General features: G+C 71.3%; 17 protein-coding genes. 6 read left to right on the top strand and 11 right to left on the bottom strand.

What is annotated here, in order from left to right:
* Nucleotides 1-18: 18 nt before the first annotated feature.
* Both OG870_RS20440 and OG870_RS20445 read right to left on the bottom strand, forming a co-directional pair.
* Nucleotides 19-489, bottom strand: a complete 471-nt coding sequence (locus OG870_RS20440) for a nitroreductase family deazaflavin-dependent oxidoreductase (protein WP_266516387.1) — start codon at nucleotides 487-489, stop codon at nucleotides 19-21.
* Nucleotides 486-1,679: an acyl-CoA dehydrogenase family protein gene (locus OG870_RS20445; protein ID WP_266839882.1), complete on the bottom strand. Its 1,194-nt coding sequence runs from the start codon at nucleotides 1,677-1,679 to the stop codon at nucleotides 486-488. The genes OG870_RS20440 and OG870_RS20445 overlap by 4 nt, the downstream gene beginning before the upstream one ends.
* Before the next feature lie 119 nt (nucleotides 1,680-1,798).
* Between OG870_RS20445 and OG870_RS20450 the strand changes: the two genes are divergently transcribed.
* From OG870_RS20450 to OG870_RS20460, 3 genes are read left to right on the top strand one after another with little or no spacing between them, the layout of a single operon-like run.
* Nucleotides 1,799-2,968 (top strand): thiolase C-terminal domain-containing protein, encoded by a 1,170-nt coding sequence (locus OG870_RS20450; protein ID WP_266839880.1) that lies wholly within the window; start codon nucleotides 1,799-1,801, stop codon nucleotides 2,966-2,968.
* 13 nt (nucleotides 2,969-2,981) lie between these two features.
* A complete protein-coding gene (locus tag OG870_RS20455; protein WP_266516395.1) occupies nucleotides 2,982-3,161 on the top strand; it encodes a DUF397 domain-containing protein in 180 nt (59 codons plus the stop codon).
* Between the two features lie 28 nt (nucleotides 3,162-3,189).
* Complete coding sequence (locus tag OG870_RS20460; RefSeq protein WP_266516398.1) at nucleotides 3,190-3,369, top strand: DUF397 domain-containing protein; 180 nt, start codon at nucleotides 3,190-3,192, stop codon at nucleotides 3,367-3,369.
* Between the two features lie 31 nt (nucleotides 3,370-3,400).
* Here the strand turns inward: OG870_RS20460 and OG870_RS20465 are convergent, their stop codons facing one another.
* A complete protein-coding gene (locus OG870_RS20465; RefSeq protein WP_266681672.1) occupies nucleotides 3,401-3,688 on the bottom strand; it encodes a hypothetical protein in 288 nt (95 codons plus the stop codon).
* A 95-nt stretch (nucleotides 3,689-3,783) separates the two neighbouring features.
* Between OG870_RS20465 and OG870_RS20470 the strand changes: the two genes are divergently transcribed.
* Complete coding sequence (locus OG870_RS20470) at nucleotides 3,784-4,449, top strand: pyridoxine/pyridoxamine 5'-phosphate oxidase (protein ID WP_266583692.1); 666 nt, start codon at nucleotides 3,784-3,786, stop codon at nucleotides 4,447-4,449.
* Between the two features lie 20 nt (nucleotides 4,450-4,469).
* On the opposite strand, the gene OG870_RS20475 is transcribed toward OG870_RS20470, so the two are convergent.
* From OG870_RS20475 to OG870_RS20505, 7 genes are all read right to left on the bottom strand, one after another.
* A complete protein-coding gene (locus tag OG870_RS20475) occupies nucleotides 4,470-4,874 on the bottom strand; it encodes a type II toxin-antitoxin system VapC family toxin (RefSeq protein WP_266516407.1) in 405 nt (134 codons plus the stop codon).
* Nucleotides 4,867-5,142 carry a type II toxin-antitoxin system Phd/YefM family antitoxin gene (locus OG870_RS20480; protein WP_266516414.1) on the bottom strand — a complete coding sequence of 92 codons (276 nt, stop codon included), beginning with the start codon at nucleotides 5,140-5,142 and terminating at the stop codon, nucleotides 4,867-4,869. Before OG870_RS20480 ends, OG870_RS20475 begins: the two co-directional genes overlap by 8 nt.
* A 54-nt stretch (nucleotides 5,143-5,196) precedes the next feature.
* Entirely contained in the window at nucleotides 5,197-6,054 is an 858-nt protein-coding gene (locus OG870_RS20485; RefSeq protein WP_266516417.1) for a GNAT family N-acetyltransferase, read from the bottom strand.
* 240 nt (nucleotides 6,055-6,294) lie between these two features.
* Entirely contained in the window at nucleotides 6,295-7,257 is a 963-nt protein-coding gene (locus OG870_RS20490) for a hypothetical protein (RefSeq protein WP_266583688.1), read from the bottom strand.
* 343 nt (nucleotides 7,258-7,600) lie between these two features.
* The gene (locus OG870_RS20495; protein WP_327691235.1) at nucleotides 7,601-8,287 is read right to left on the bottom strand and encodes a GNAT family N-acetyltransferase; all 687 of its coding nucleotides are present in this window, start codon (nucleotides 8,285-8,287) and stop codon (nucleotides 7,601-7,603) included.
* A gap of 8 nt (nucleotides 8,288-8,295) precedes the next feature.
* Nucleotides 8,296-8,706, bottom strand: a complete 411-nt coding sequence (locus OG870_RS20500; RefSeq protein WP_266516427.1) for a Zn-ribbon domain-containing OB-fold protein — start codon at nucleotides 8,704-8,706, stop codon at nucleotides 8,296-8,298.
* A complete protein-coding gene (locus OG870_RS20505; protein ID WP_266516430.1) occupies nucleotides 8,703-9,155 on the bottom strand; it encodes a DoxX family protein in 453 nt (150 codons plus the stop codon). The genes OG870_RS20500 and OG870_RS20505 overlap by 4 nt, the downstream gene beginning before the upstream one ends.
* 214 nt (nucleotides 9,156-9,369) lie before the next feature.
* Between OG870_RS20505 and OG870_RS20510 the strand changes: the two genes are divergently transcribed.
* Nucleotides 9,370-10,572, top strand: coding sequence for a flavin-containing monooxygenase (locus tag OG870_RS20510; protein ID WP_266839867.1), 1,203 nt, complete (start codon nucleotides 9,370-9,372; stop codon nucleotides 10,570-10,572).
* 148 nt (nucleotides 10,573-10,720) lie between these two features.
* The gene (locus OG870_RS20515; RefSeq protein WP_266516434.1) at nucleotides 10,721-12,232 is read left to right on the top strand and encodes a flavin monoamine oxidase family protein; all 1,512 of its coding nucleotides are present in this window, start codon (nucleotides 10,721-10,723) and stop codon (nucleotides 12,230-12,232) included.
* Between the two features lie 120 nt (nucleotides 12,233-12,352).
* On the opposite strand, the gene OG870_RS20520 is transcribed toward OG870_RS20515, so the two are convergent.
* Nucleotides 12,353-14,194 carry a hypothetical protein gene (locus tag OG870_RS20520; protein ID WP_327691236.1) on the bottom strand — a complete coding sequence of 614 codons (1,842 nt, stop codon included), beginning with the start codon at nucleotides 14,192-14,194 and terminating at the stop codon, nucleotides 12,353-12,355.
* Between the last annotated feature and the right edge of the window lie 150 nt (nucleotides 14,195-14,344).

A 14,344-nucleotide genomic window follows, 5' to 3' on the forward strand; every position in this document is an offset into this window, starting at 1 on the left:
ACGCGATGACTGCCTCGACTACCGCCGCGTGATCCGGAACAGCCGTATCTCCCGCTTCACCCGTGCCTGATACGTGGCATACGGCGGCCAGAAGGCCAGTGCCCGCTGCCAGACCACGGCCCGCTCCTTCCCCTCCAGCGGCCGGGCCGTCACCGGGATGTCCGCGCCCTTCCAGCTGATCTCGGCGTCGGGATGCGCGAGCAGGTTGTGGGTCCACGCGGGGTGGTCCGTGCGGCCGAAGTTGGAGCCGACGAGGATCCAGCCGCTGCCGTCGTCCTCGGGCATGCAGGCGAGCGGAGTGCGCCGGGGCAGTTGGCTGCGTGCCCCCGTGGACGTGAGGACCAGGCCCGGCAGCATCTGCGCGCTGAGCAGTACCTTCCCGCGCGTGAGCCGGTGGACGGCCCGGTCCAGCGCGGGAACGAGATACGGGGCCACCTTGCCGAACCCACGCGTCGACGAGACCTTCTGCACCACCCGCACACCGATCACACCGTCACCTCCCTGCCCTCGAAGAGTCGTGCCGCGTCGGCGGCGTGCGCCCGCAGCCGGTGCACCGGGCCGAAGAGCAGCTCGTCACCGGCGGCGCGCTTGAAGTACAGATGCGCCTCGTGTTCCCAGGTGAACCCGATGCCGCCGTGCAGCTGGATCCCTTCGGCGGCGGCAGCGCGCAACGCGTCCAGTGCCTGCGCGAGGGCGAGCGCGCCGGCCCTCTCCCCGTGGGCCGCCGCCCAGGCCGCGTAGTAGGCGGCCGAACGCGCCGCCTGCACCTGGACGTACACGTCGGCCAGCCGGTGCTTCACGGCCTGGAAGGACCCGATGGCCCGGCCGAACTGCTCGCGCTGCCTGACGTATTCGACGGTCCCCTCCAGCGCACGGTCGGCGGCCCCGACGGCCTCGCAAGCCAGGACGGCAGCCGCGCGGTCGCCGAAGGCGGCGAGCGCGCCAAGCACGTCCGTACTCTCCGCACTCTCCTCACCCAGCAACTGCGCCTCCACATCCCGCAGTTGGACACGCCCCTGCGGCCGGGTCGCGTCGAGCGCGGTCTGGCGTACGCGTACGAGACCGGTCGCCTCTCCCGTCACGAGGAACAGAAGGGTGCGTGAGCGGGCGAAGCCGCCGGCGTGGGCGGCGATCACGAGCAGCTCCGCGCTGTGCCCGTCCAGCACCTGGTCGACCTGCCCGAACAGCCGCCAGCCCTCCCCCGCTCTGCGGGCCTGCACGCCCCCCGCCCGGCCGCCGCCCGCCCAGTCGCCGCCGCCCGTGCCGGTGAGGGCGAGAGCGGTCGCGAGGGCGGCACCCGGGACCGCGAGGGCGGCGGTCAGACCGCCCGCGGCGATACGGGGCAGCAGAGCGGCGCGCTGGGCGTCGGTGCCGAGGGCGAGGATCACCGGTGCGGCGAGGACAGCCGTGGCGAGGAAGGGCGAGGGGGCGAGCGCACGACCCGTCTCCTCTGCCGCCAGGGCGAGTTCGGTCACCGAGCAGCCGGCGCCACCGTACTCCTCCGGGAGGGCCAGGCCGGGCAGTCCGAGCCGGTCGGCGAGGGCGGTCCACAGGGCCGGGTCGTGTCCGGCGGGGGTGTCGAGGGCGGCGCGCAGCTCCTCGGGACCGCAGCGTTTGCGGAGCAGTTCGCGCAGGGTTCGGCGGATCTCGCCCTGCTCAGCGGTGAAGCCGGCATCCATGGCTCTCCCCCTTCTCCCTCTTCACGCTTCCCTCTTCCTTCGTTCCTCTTCCTTCCGGATCTGACGGTCCGTCATATTAGGAGGGCCGAAGCGATATGCCCAGGGGCAGGAGGCCTCGCATGACGTCCGGGAGCCGGAAAGTGGCGGTGGTCGGTGTATCCCTCTCCGACTGCGGCCGGGTGGACGACGCGACCCCGTACGCCCTGCACGCCCAGGCGGCCCGCCGCGCCCTGGCGGACTCGGGGCTCGGCCGGGAGGTGGTGGACGGCTTCGCGTCCGCCGGGCTTGGCACGCTCGCGCCCGTCGAGGTGGCCGAGTACCTGGGCCTGCACCCCACCTGGGTCGATTCCACTTCCGTCGGGGGCTCGGCCTGGGAGGTGATGGCGGCCCACGCGGCGGACGCGATCGCGGCCGGGCACGCGAACGCGGTGCTGCTGGTCTACGGCTCCACCGCCCGCGCCGACATCAAGGCGGGCCGCCGCACCGGAAACCTCTCCTTCGGCGCCCGGGGCCCGCTCCAGTTCGAGGTCCCCTACGGCCACACGCTCATCGCCAAGTACGCGATGGCGGCCCGCCGCCACATGATCGAACACGGCACGACGATCGAGCAGTTGGCGTCCGTGGCGGTGCAGGCCAGGGCGAACGCGGCGCTGAACCCGGACGCGATGTTCCGCACGCCCATCACGGTGGACGAGGTCCTCTCCGGCCCGATGATCGCGGACCCGTTCACGAAACTGCACTGCTGCATCCGCTCCGACGGCGGGGCGGCGGTGCTGCTGGCGGCCGAGGAGTACGTACGGGACTGCCGTACCGCTCCGGTCTGGGTGCTCGGCACCGGGGAGCACGTCTCGCACGCCGCGATGTCCGAGTGGGCCGACTTCACGGTGTCCCCGGCGGCGGTGAGCGGACGGCTGGCGTTCGAGCGGGCTGGACTGCGGCCCGAGGAGATGGACTTCGCGCAGATCTACGACGCCTTCACGTACATGACGCTGGTGACCCTTGAGGATCTCGGGTTCTGCGCCAAGGGAGAGGGCGGGGCGTTCGTGGAGAAGGGGCGGCTCATGGTCGAGGGCGGCGAGCTGCCGGTGAACACGGACGGAGGCGGGCTCTCCGCCCAACATCCGGGAATGCGGGGGCTGTTCCTACTGGTGGAGGCGGTGCGGCAGTTGCGGGGGGAGGCGGGGGCGCGGCAAGTGCGCCGCCACGGCGGAGAGTTGCCGCGCCTGGGGGTGGCGTCCGGCACCGGGGGCTGGTTCTGCTCCTCGGGGACGGTGGTGCTGGGCAGTTGAAGGAAGACACATCGTGACCGAGGTTGTTAGTCCCTTCCGGAAGTCGTCGTACTCGGGGGCGGAGAACGCCTGCGTCGAGGTCGCCGACACAGCCCCCGGCGGCCGGGCTGTCCGCGACAGCAAGCAGCAGGATGGCCCTCTGCTCACCGTTTCCCGCGAAGGCTGGCAGGCCTTCCTCGGGCAGTTCGTGTAGGCATCACAGACATGAACGGAGGCGCATCGTGACCCAGGTTGTTGGCCCCTTCTGGAAGTCCTCCTACTCAGGGGCGGAAAACAACTGCGTCGAGGTCGCCGACACCGCCCCCAGCGGCCGAGCCGTCCGCGACAGCAAGCAGCAGCACGGCCCCCTCCTCACCGTCTCCCGTGACAGCTGGCAGGCCTTCATCCGGCAGTTCGGCTAGGCGTCTATCGCCACACGAGTCGAACCGAGGCTCAGCCGAGACCACGATGGCCGGCCCACAGCACCCCGGCTCGGCCGGCAGCGCGCTCGACCAGGGCCGCCAGTTCGGGTTCGTCGGGGACAGGGAACGAGACATATGCGCCCCGGCCACCAGCGACTGGCCGGCCATAGGCCTTCGCAGCGAGGCGGCCGTCCGGAAGAAGCCGGATGTTGAGCGTGGTCAGCGTGAACGCTTCACCGCGTCGTGTGTCCGTCCAGCGGAGCGCCTCCGGAATCGTGACATTGATCGCCAGAGCGCTCACTTCCAGGTCGCTGCTCACGGACGGATGATGTCACGCGAGTCGATGGATCATGAGCTTGGCGGCCACCTCGCAGGCAACGCCGCACGGGCGGATCCGCGGGTGATACTCGACGCATGGCAACGGATCTTCATGAACTGCTGAGGTCACTGCGGGTGTGGGACCCGGCGGTCACCGACCTGCCGCCCTTCGACCCGGCGACCGCCCCCGCCGAACCGCTCCCCCTCTTCACCACGTGGTTCGCCCAGGCGGTGGCGGCCGGACAGCCGGAGCCGCACACCATGTCCCTGGCCACGTCGGACGCGGATGGCCACCCGGACGTGCGGATCGTCATGCTGCACGGCGCGGACGCCGACGGCTGGGCTTTCGCGACGCATGCGACGAGCCGCAAGGGCGGGCACCTGGCTGCCCGCCCCCACGCGGCGCTCGTCTTCTACTGGCCGGTGCTTGGCCGCCAGGTCCGGGTGCGCGGCCCGGTCACGGCCGCGCCGGCGACGGAGTCCCAGGGGGACCTGCACGCCCGCTCGACCGGCGCCCTCGCCGCCGCGCTCACCGGCCGTCAGAGCGAAGTCCTGGGCTCCGTGGAGGAGTTGACGCGCGCGTCGGAGGCGGCGTGGGAGCGGGCCCAGCGGGAGCCGGACGCCCCCGTCCCCTCCTGGACCCGCTACCACCTCCGGCCCGACGAGGTGGAGTTCTTCCAGGGCGACGAACGACGCCGACACCTACGGCTGAACTACCGTCGTGAGGAAGGGGGTTGGTCGAGGCAGCTGCTGTGGCCGTGAATCCGGAGCAACGCACCGGATCAGACGGGAACGACGAGAACCGCGCTCTCAAGCCCTTTGAAGTCCGCGGCATTCCGCGTGAAGAGCGGCAGCCCCCTCACCGAGGCGATCGCAGCGATCATCAGGTCCATGCGACGCGGGCGAGGGTCCCTGTCTGCTGCGATGGTCAGCGCGACCAAGGTGCCGTACCTGGCAGCGGCATCCCCGTCGAACGGCAGTGGTTCGAAGTCGGCTACCGCGGCTCCCAGCTTCTCCATCCGCGCCGCGCGCACGGCGGGATCCTTGGCCATGGCCACGCCCTGCTGCAGCTCCGCGAACGTGACGGCGGTCAGTTCCGGCATGGCAGGAAGGCTCTGCGGACCGAGCAGGTCGAGATCGATATAGGTGCAGGTGTCGAGAACGCCCTCCTCGTGCACTTCAGCCACGCTCGCGCTCCCACGGGTCGTCTTCCACCCGTTCCTCGCTCCCGAAGAACCCGTCCGCCTCGTCACGCATCTGCGCGTAGTCCACTCGCGGGAGCTTCCGATGCCTGGCCACGAGTTCGTCGGCACTCAGCCTGCGCCGACGAGCCAGCGGGCGCAGTTCGGCCACCTCTATGCCGTTGCGCATGATGTGGAACGTCTCGCCGGCCTCGACCGCGTCCATGACGGCGGCGGAGTTGTTCCGGAACTCGCGCTGCGTGATGGTCCTCATACGACCACTGTAGCTCGACGTGTCTCACTGTGCTACATCACTGCCGCATGCGGCTCACGCCGTGAAGTCGTACACCGAGAAGTCGGCCACCGGGCGGTATCCGATGCGCTGGTACAGGGCGTTGCTGGTCGGGTTGGCGAGGTCCGTGAACAGCAGGACCTCGTCCGCGCCCGCCGCCACCGCGGCTCGGCCGACCTCGGCCGTGACCGCGCCGGCGTATCCGCGTCCACGCAGGTGGGCCGGTGTGTAGACGGGAGCCACGCGGATCTGGCCGGCGACCATCGGGAAGGAGCCGGCCATGGCGAGCGGGGTGCCGTCGGCGTCCTCCCAGAACGTGATCCCGCCGTTGGCGATACGGGCGTCGGCCCAGCTCTCGGCCCGGTCCGGACTCTGGCCGACGGCTGCCATGAACTCGGCGTACCAGCGCACCAGTTGGTCCCGGTCCGCCGCCCCTGCGATCCTCGCCCGGCCGTCCGGCACGGGCCCCGGGTCCGTCGGTGTGCCGAGCCGGTACAGCCGGTTGCGCTCGTGCAGCTCGACCGTCGCGCCGGTGTGCCGTTGCCAGGCCTCGGCGAGGGCGTCGGCCGTGGCGCGCTCACCATTGACGCCCGGCACAGGGTGGCCGAGGCCGGTCAGATGGACGGCGAGGGCGTCCGCCTCCTCCGGGGTGAGGGGCGTGACGGCCAGGCGGTAGGGAGGGGTGCGGAGGTAGGCCGCGCGGACCTCGCCCTCCCGCTCCAGCACGCCGAACCAGGGCGCCTCGTCGCCGTAGGCCCGTATCCCGCGCGTGCGCAGCGCGTCGGTCACCGTCAGCGGGACGGTGTGCAGGGCGGGTCGTGAGCGGAGGAAGCCGCCGGCGCGCGCGAGGAAGGCGTCCAGGTCGTCGATGAAGTGCCAGTCGTCGGGCTGCATGCCCGATGATCCCGCGCATGGAGGGCCCGACGCCTCCGAATTACGGGCCCGGAGGGAAAAGACTCCTGGTGGAACAGCATCGCAGCCATCTCCGACGAGTCCTTCCACGGCGGAACCAAGACCGCCCTCGGCGACGGGACCGGGCAGGACGCGGTCCGGCCGGGCAGGCGTGAGCGCGGCCCCTCGGTCGTGGTGACCGAGGGGCCGCGGGTGCCGTGCGGGCGGTGTCGCGGACGGCGCCTACCCGTTGCCGCCGCCGTCCCGGCACTGGTGAGCCGGGTCGCAGGGTCGCGTCCACGGGTTGGCGGCCAAGGCGGGCGTGTTCAGGTAGGTGTCGAAGTTGAACTGGGCGGCCGGATCGTCGGACGGCTGGTACAACCGCTGGTTGATGTGGTTGGGGTTGGGAACCCATTGGTCGTAGGTGAAGGTGATGGTCTGCGGGCTGATCCTGTCGCCCTGGGCAGTCGCCGTCGTCCGGTAGATGCGGACGCCGGTGATCGCGTAGTTCGGGACCTGGTGGACGTAGGCCCACTCGTCCTGGCTGGCGTAGTGGTCGTGCAGGTCGGCGTTGCCCCGGATCTCGTCGGGGACGTACAGTGCGTTGCTCGCCCACACCGGGTCGATCGTGTAGACGAAGGTCTCGGCTGTCACCGTGCCGTTCAGACAGCGCTCCGTCAGCCAGTTCCCGACGCCGGGGATGAAGGCGTAGAACGCGAGCCGGCTGGTCGAGCAGCGCGGCTGGGCCGCCGCCGACGCCAGGTTGCTCAGCCCTTGGCTGCGCGCGAACTGCTCCGCCACGCCCACGGTGCCCGTCGTGGAGACGTAGCCGCTGTTCATGGCCCGGTCGCCCTGGACGTGGGCCTGGAGGTCGTAATTGGTGCCGCGTGCGGTGAAGCCGTTGTTGAAGATGTCGTTCGGCTCACGGGAGTCTCCGCGGAAGAGGTCGCGGGGGAACGGCCGCTCCGGCACGAGGTCGTTGTTGTGCAGGTTGGGGCAGGTCCCCCCGGAGGACGACGCTCCGCCCGAGCTGGAGCCTCCCGCACAGGGGAAGTCGTCGGCATGGGCGCTCGTCAGCGAGCCGAGAGGACCGACGAGGGTGACGAGGACCGCGAGCATGACCGCGGTCAGAACGGACGCGATCGTGTAGGTGCGGGGTTGTGGGTGGGCTCCTCTTCGGGATGCCGTGGCATCTGCTTCGATCATGCGCACCGTTCTCCAGACGCTTGGTTGCCGGGACTCGGGAACATCCCGATCCCACGCCTCACGCTGGCAACCAGAACGTTGTTCGGCACCCACCTCCCATCAGGCAAATCAATTCCGACGTCAGGGCTCGACGAAGGGTCCGCCCAGGTCAACGACCTGCACCAGGCCGAATTCGATGTCAGCGGACACCCAAGTGCCGGACAAACGCTCCTGCCAAAAGCGAACGAAGCCACCCTCTGTTCACCGCTGACCGCTGGCGGATCTCCGCCTCGGCCCTGCGGGTGGTGTGGACCCAGGGCCCGCCTCCGCAGCTGCCGGACGACCTTGCTCCGGCCCCTGCGATCTAGGACGTGCCCGACACATCCGACGCACCCGAGGTGCCCGATGTACCCGATATGCCCGACGCGCCCGACGCCCTGTCCCACGCGATCTCCGGATCCCGCTCCGGATCCGTCGCCAACCGGCCATGCAGATGCATGTCCCGGAACGCGTCATGGCGCCCCGCCTCGAACATCGCGCCGCGCAGCGTCCCCTCGTACCGGAATCCGCACCGTTCAGCGATACGGCAGGACGCCTCGTGGCCGAGGGCGTGGTCGAGTTCGAGTCGGTGCAGTCCCAGTTCGGTCAGCGCCCAGTGGGAGGCCACGGCCAGGGCGCGGGTGGCGATGCCTTGGCCGCGGGCCTCGGGCAGCACCCAGTACCCGACCCGGGCGACGCTCAGGACGCGGTTGATCGCGTTGACGCCGATGTGCCCGAGCGCGGCGCCGCTCGCCGCGTCGGTCACGCAGTACGAGGCTGTCGAACCCTCCGCGGCGGCGAGCACCTTGGCCCGCAGCGACTCGCGTGCGTCGGCGAGGTCCTCGACGAGCCTGAGCGGTGTGTTCCAGCGCCGGAACTCCGGGTCGGTGAGGCCGCGCCGCCAGGTCGCGACGTCGGCCGCGGAGTCCGCGTCCCACATGCGCAGGCGGATGCCGGGGCCGTACAGATCGGGAAAGGGGGAGTGTCCGTGCTGCTCGTCGGCGGAGACCATCGGTCCATTCAAGCCCGTGGGCGCGGGCCACGGGGCCTGAACACCGCCACCCCGTCCCTGAACTCAGCCTCCAGCTCCGCCCCCGCCCGCAACTCCCCCGCCTCGCACCCCACCACCTCCGTCATCATCCGCGGCCCCTCCGCGAGGTCGACCACGGCAGCCACGTAAGGCGTCCGCTCCCCGAAGGGCGGGAGGTCGTTGCGGTGGACGACGGACCATGTGTAGAGCACCGCCCGCCCGCTCGCCCGCTCCCACTCCACGTCCTCGCTCCAGCAGTGCGGGCAGAACTCCCGCGGGTAGTGGTGCGCCCGCCCGCAGGCCCCGCAGCGGCGGACCAGCAGCCGGCCCTCGGCCGCCGCGTCCCAGTAGGTCCGCGTGAAGGCGTCGGCCTCCGGCACGTCGAAGCGGGGGCCGCTCATCCGAAGAGCCCGAGTCCGCTGTCCAGCGACCACGCCTGCCACGACATCCCGAACAGCGCGACCACCGACATCAGCGCCATCATCGAGTTCTGCCCCTGCTCGGCCACCTCGTGGATCATGAGCGTGAAGTAGAGGACGTTCAGGAGGAGTCCACCGACCAGCGCGATCGGGGTCAGGAACCCGGCGACCAGCCCCAGTCCGATCGCCAGCTCCGCGTACACCACCACGTACGCCATCGTCCGCGGACGCGGGGCCACCATGACCTCGAAGCCGGACCGTACGGCGTTCCAGCGGTGCTTCTCCGCGATGCCGGCCGCCCACTTGATCCCGGTGCCGCGCTCGAACCAGGCCTTCCGGTCCTTGTGCCGCCAGCTCTCCAACCACCACAGCCCGAGGCCTATGCGCAGCACGGCCAGCCACTCAGCGCCACTGAGCCAGATCGAGTCCATGAATCTGACGGTACGTCAGATCACGGGAACCCGAAACCCTGCGAACCCTCGACGAAGCCCCTCCGAACCCCCTGGGGCCGATCCGCCGAACCGCCACAACCAGGTGGCCTACGTCACAAGCCCCACCCACGACTCCTACACCCGTGATCAATCCGAAACCAATTCCGGTCTTGACCGAGACCCATCAACCCGGTGCGTGATTACGCTCGCGAACATGGCCGACTCCACAGCGTCCTCCCAGGTACCGGCGCAACCCGCCGCCGACCGCCCCGTCTATGTCGTTGGCGGCGGGCCGGCCGGGCTCTCCGTCGCGTACGCGCTGCGGGCCCGGGGCATACGTGCCGTCGTCCTGGAGAAGTCCGACGGCGTGGGCGCGGCCTGGCGGCGGCACTACGACCGGCTCCGGCTGCACACCACCCGGCGCCTGTCGGCCCTTCCGGGGCTGCCCATGCCGCGCCGGTTCGGGCGGTGGGTGGCCCGCGCCGACGTGGTGCGTTACCTGGAGAAGTACGCCGAGGTGCACGAACTGGAGATCGTCACCGGCGTCGAGGTCTCCCGCGTCGAGCGCTCCCCCGACGGCACCGGCTGGCTGCTGCACGCCACCGGGGGGCGCGAGCTGACCGGGGCCGCCGTGGTCGTCGCCACCGGCTGCAACCACACCCCGTACGTCCCCAAGTGGGCCGGACTCGACACGTACACCAGCGAGTTCACGCACGCGGGCGACTACCGCAACGCCGAGCCGTACGCCGGCCGTGACGTCCTGGTCGTCGGCGTCGGCAACACCGGCGCCGAGATCGCGGTGGACCTGGTGGAGGGCGGCGCCGCCCGGGTGCGCCTGTCGGTGCGGACGGCCCCGCACATCGTGCGCCGCTCGACCGCCGGGTGGGCCGCCCAGTACACAGGTGTGCTGGTACGGCGGCTGCCGACCGGGCTCGTCGACCGGCTCGCGCGGCCGATGGCGAAGCTGAGCGTGCCCGACCTCTCCGCGCAGGGGCTGCCCCGCCCGGACACCGGCCTGTACAGCCGCGTGAAGGAGGGCGCCATCCCGGTGCAGGACGTCGGTCTGATCGACGCCGTGCGCACGGGGCGGGTCGAGGTCGTGGCCGCCGTCGACGGCTTCGAGGACGGCAAGGTGGTCCTCGCCGACGGCACCCGCGTCTCGCCGGAGGCCGTCATCGCGGCCACCGGATACGTCCGCGCACTGGAGGGCCTCGTCGGTCACCTCGACGTGCTCGACGGCCGGGGCAGACCCCTGGCGCACGGCGCCCGCACCTTCGAGCAGGCCCCCGGTCTGTACTTCACCGGCTTCACCACACCCATCAGCGGCACGCTGCGCGAGGTCGCCATGGACGCGGAGAAGATCGCGCGGGTGGTCGTCAAGAAGGGCGCGGGAACGCTGTCCCGCCTGCCCGGGTGAGGTAGAAGACCTCAACTCCCTTCAACAGAACTCTTGTTACTTGTGCGTCAGATGTGACAGGAGCGTTGAAGCGTGCCGTCGCGCGGGGCCAGAATGTGAACACTGCTCACTTTCTGGCTCCACACTCTCCATACTCTCCATACGGAGGATGCACGTGGCACGCGAAAGACAGCACCAACCCCGCGCCCTCTCCCGGCGTTCCCTGCTCGGAGGTGCCGCCGCCGCGGCGGGCGCCGTCACCCTCACCGGCACCGCCGCCGGCCCGGCGTCCGCGGCGAGCACCCGCGACGTGGACGTCGCCGTCGTCGGCGGCGGACTCGCCGGACTGACGGCGGCCCGCGACCTGGTGGCCGGCGGCAGGACCGTGGCCGTCCTGGAGGCCCGCGACCGTGTCGGCGGCCGGGTGGTCAACCTGCCCCTGGCGAACGGCGGATTCAGCGAGGGCGGCGGCGAGTTCATCGGCCCCACCCAGGACCGCATCAAGGCCCTAGCGGACTCGCTGGGCGTGGCGACCTTCACGACCTACAACACCGGCAAGAACCTCCTCTACAAGGACGGCAAGAAGACCCCGTACGCCACCGACGGCATCCTCGGCTCGGTCCCGCCGATCGACGCGGCCGGGCTCGCCAACGCGGCGATCGTGCAGGCGTCGTTGGACGACATGGCCAAGCAGGTCCCCGTGGACGCGCCCTGGACGGCCGCGAAGGCCGCCGAGTGGGACAAGCAGACCTTCGAGAGCTGGCTGAACGCCCACGCGGTCATCCCGTCCGCCAAGTTCCTCCTGGACGTGGCCTGTACGTCGATCTTCTCGGCGCAGCCCCGCGAACTCTCCCTGCTCTTCGTCCTCTTCTACATCGCCGCCGCCGGAAACGAGTCCAACCCCGGCACCCTGGAACGCCTCACCGACACCGCGAACGGCGCCCAGGAGTCCCGTTTCGTCGGCGGCTCCCAGCAGGTGCCGATCAAGCTGGCCGCCACGCTCGGGGACCGGGTGGTGCTGAGCGCACCGGTGCGCTCGATCGCGCGGTCCGGCGGCAAGTACCTGGTGACGGCCGACGGCATCACGGTGACGGCGAAGAAGGTCGTCGTCGCCGTACCTCCGCCGCTGGCCGGACGCATCGTCTTCGACCCGCTGCTCCCGGCCTCCCGCGACCAACTCGGCCAGCGGCTGCCGATGGGCTCGATCGGCAAGGCGATCGCCGTCTACGACAGCCCCTTCTGGCGGGCCGACGGTCTCAACGGCCAGGTCGTCAGCGACTCCGGTGTGGTCCGCTCGACCTTCGACAACTCACCGCCCGACGCCTCCTACGGCGCCCTGATGGGCTTCATCGAGGCCGACGAGATGCGGGCCCACGACGCGTCGGACGTCGACGAGGTCAAGGCCGCCGTCCTGAAGGACTACGCCGCCTACTTCGGCGACAAGGCGAAGTCGCCCACCTCCTTCGTCCTGCAGCGCTGGGACAACGAGGGCTTCTCCCGCGGCGGCCCGGTCGCCTACGCGCCACCCGGCGTCCTGACCGAGTACGGTGCAGCCCTGCGCAAGCCGGCCGACGGCATCCACTGGGCGGGCACCGAGACTTCCACGTACTGGAACGGCTTCATGGACGGTGCCGTGCGGTCGGGGGAGCGGGTAGCGAAGGAAGTGCTGGCGGCGCTGTAACCGGGCTCCGCGCACCGCATCCGCACACCGCATCCGATTCGCGCCCCGCATCCACGGACGGCGAAGGCCCGGGTCCCTGTCGGACCCGGGCCTGCCTTCTCAATGTGCCTTTGCCGTACGTCAGTTGCGGGGCAGGCGGGCCTTCAGGCGCGGCGCGAAGCGGACCGCCGCCACACCCGCGGCCGCGAGCGCCGCGGCGACGGCCAGCAGCAGGCCGGTGCCGCCCGCACCGGTGGAGGCCAGGATGCCGCCGCCGGTCGGGGTGCCGGAGCTCTCGCCGGTCACGACCGTGCCGTCCGAGCCGGGCGACGCGGACGGCGAGGGCGAGGCGGAGGCGTCCGCCGCGACGACCTCGACCGTGAATGCGGCCGTGGCACCGGCGGACTTCGCGGTCACCGTGAAGGTGCCCTTGTCCTTCCCGGCGACCAGCGTCGGCGCCGTGGCCTTGCCCTCGGAGTCGGTCGTCACGTGGACGGTGCGGTCCTCGCCGTCGAAGCGCGGGGCGTCGTCGCCGTCGTCCTCGACCCTGAACTCCACGTCCTTGACCGCGGCGGGCGTGTCGTCCACGGTCACCAGGGCCTGCAGCGCGTCCTCGAAGGACTCGCCCTGCCCGGCCTGCTGACCGTCGCCCTCGACTGCCTTCAGCTCGTACGCGGCCTTCTTCACCTGCGCGGTGAAGACCGTCGACGCACCTTCGGTCGTCGCCCTGACGCGGAACGCGCCCTCCTTGGACGTCCCGGAGATGTACGGCGTCGCGGCGCGCCCCTTGGCGTCGGTCGCGACCACGACCTGCTTCTGGTGGTTCGCCTTCTCGAACTCCACGCCGAGCCTGTCCGGGTCGTCGATCGTGAACGTCACGCTGACGCCCTCGATCGGGTTGCCGTCCTTGTCCCGGACCGCCACGGCCATCGGGACGAACTCGTAGCCGGGTGCCACGGTCTGGTCGGCGCCGGAGACCTGGGTCAGGTCGGCGACCGCGGGGGCGTCCCACTGGATGACGACGCGGCCGTCGCCGCCCGGAGCGTTGACACCGCCCTCGGCCACTCCGGAGGTGACCGGGTCGCCGGCCGGGCTCCAGAACGGGTCGGTCTTCTCGGGCGCCTTGTGTCCGTCGCCGCCCACGAGGCGTGCGCCGCTCACCCGGTCGGGGTCGGCGTAGCTGCTGCCGCCTCCGCCGCTGCCGGAGACTCCGGTGCTGGTGCCGGCGGGCGTCTGCGCGCCCGCGCCACCGCCGCCGCCCGCGTAACCCGCACCGCCGCCACCGCCGCCGATGCTCGCCTTGACGCCGGCACCGCCCGCACCGCGCGCGGAGTGATCGGCGCCCGCCGCCGCGCCGGTGCCGGCGGCACCGCCCTTGGCACCCTTGGCGCCCTTGCCGCCGAGGCCGCCCTCGGAGGCGTCCTGCCCGTTCTCCGCACCACCGGCGCCCGCGTGGGCGGTGACCGTGTCCCCGCCCGCGCCGCCGCCACCGGCGGCGATGAGAATCGCCTCGCCGGAGCCGGTGCGGACACCGGTGCTGTTGCCGCCGGGCTCGGCGAAGCCGCCGCCGCCCGCGCCGCCGAACGCGTCACCGTACTCGTGTCCGCCGACCGCCCCGCCGACCTTGAGGGTCAGAGTCTGGCCGGAGGTCACCTTCACCGTGCCGGCGGCGAACGCCCCGGCGCCGCCGCTGACCATGGAGTTGCCGCCGCCGCCCTGTCCCCACGCCCGTACGTCCAGCTTGGTCACGCCGGACGGGACGGTGAACTCCTGCTCGGTCTCGGTCGAGTCGAAGAGCCGGCAGCTCTCGAAGCCCGCCGTGGGCGTGCACGCCTCACCGTCGGCGAAGGCCGCGCTGCCGGCTGCCATCGCCGAGGGCATCCCCGCCAGACCGAAGCCGGCGGCGCCGAGGGTGGCGACGGCCATGATCGCCGCGCCCCTTCTCCAGCCGCTTCGGCGCAGCACGGCAGAACCCTGATTCATCGAGTGATCCCCCCACCTGGGTCAAGCTCCCCCCTGGAGCCTGTAAAAACAGTGACCAGAGTTACTGATCGTATGCACGTAAGTCCAGTGGGGCAGTTGATTTAAGTTCCTACCAGTTCCTGACGCGGCGTCAGTTCAGTAATCTGACAG

Source organism: Streptomyces sp. NBC_00461, assembly GCF_036013935.1.
Classification (GTDB): Bacteria; Actinomycetota; Actinomycetes; order Streptomycetales; family Streptomycetaceae; genus Streptomyces.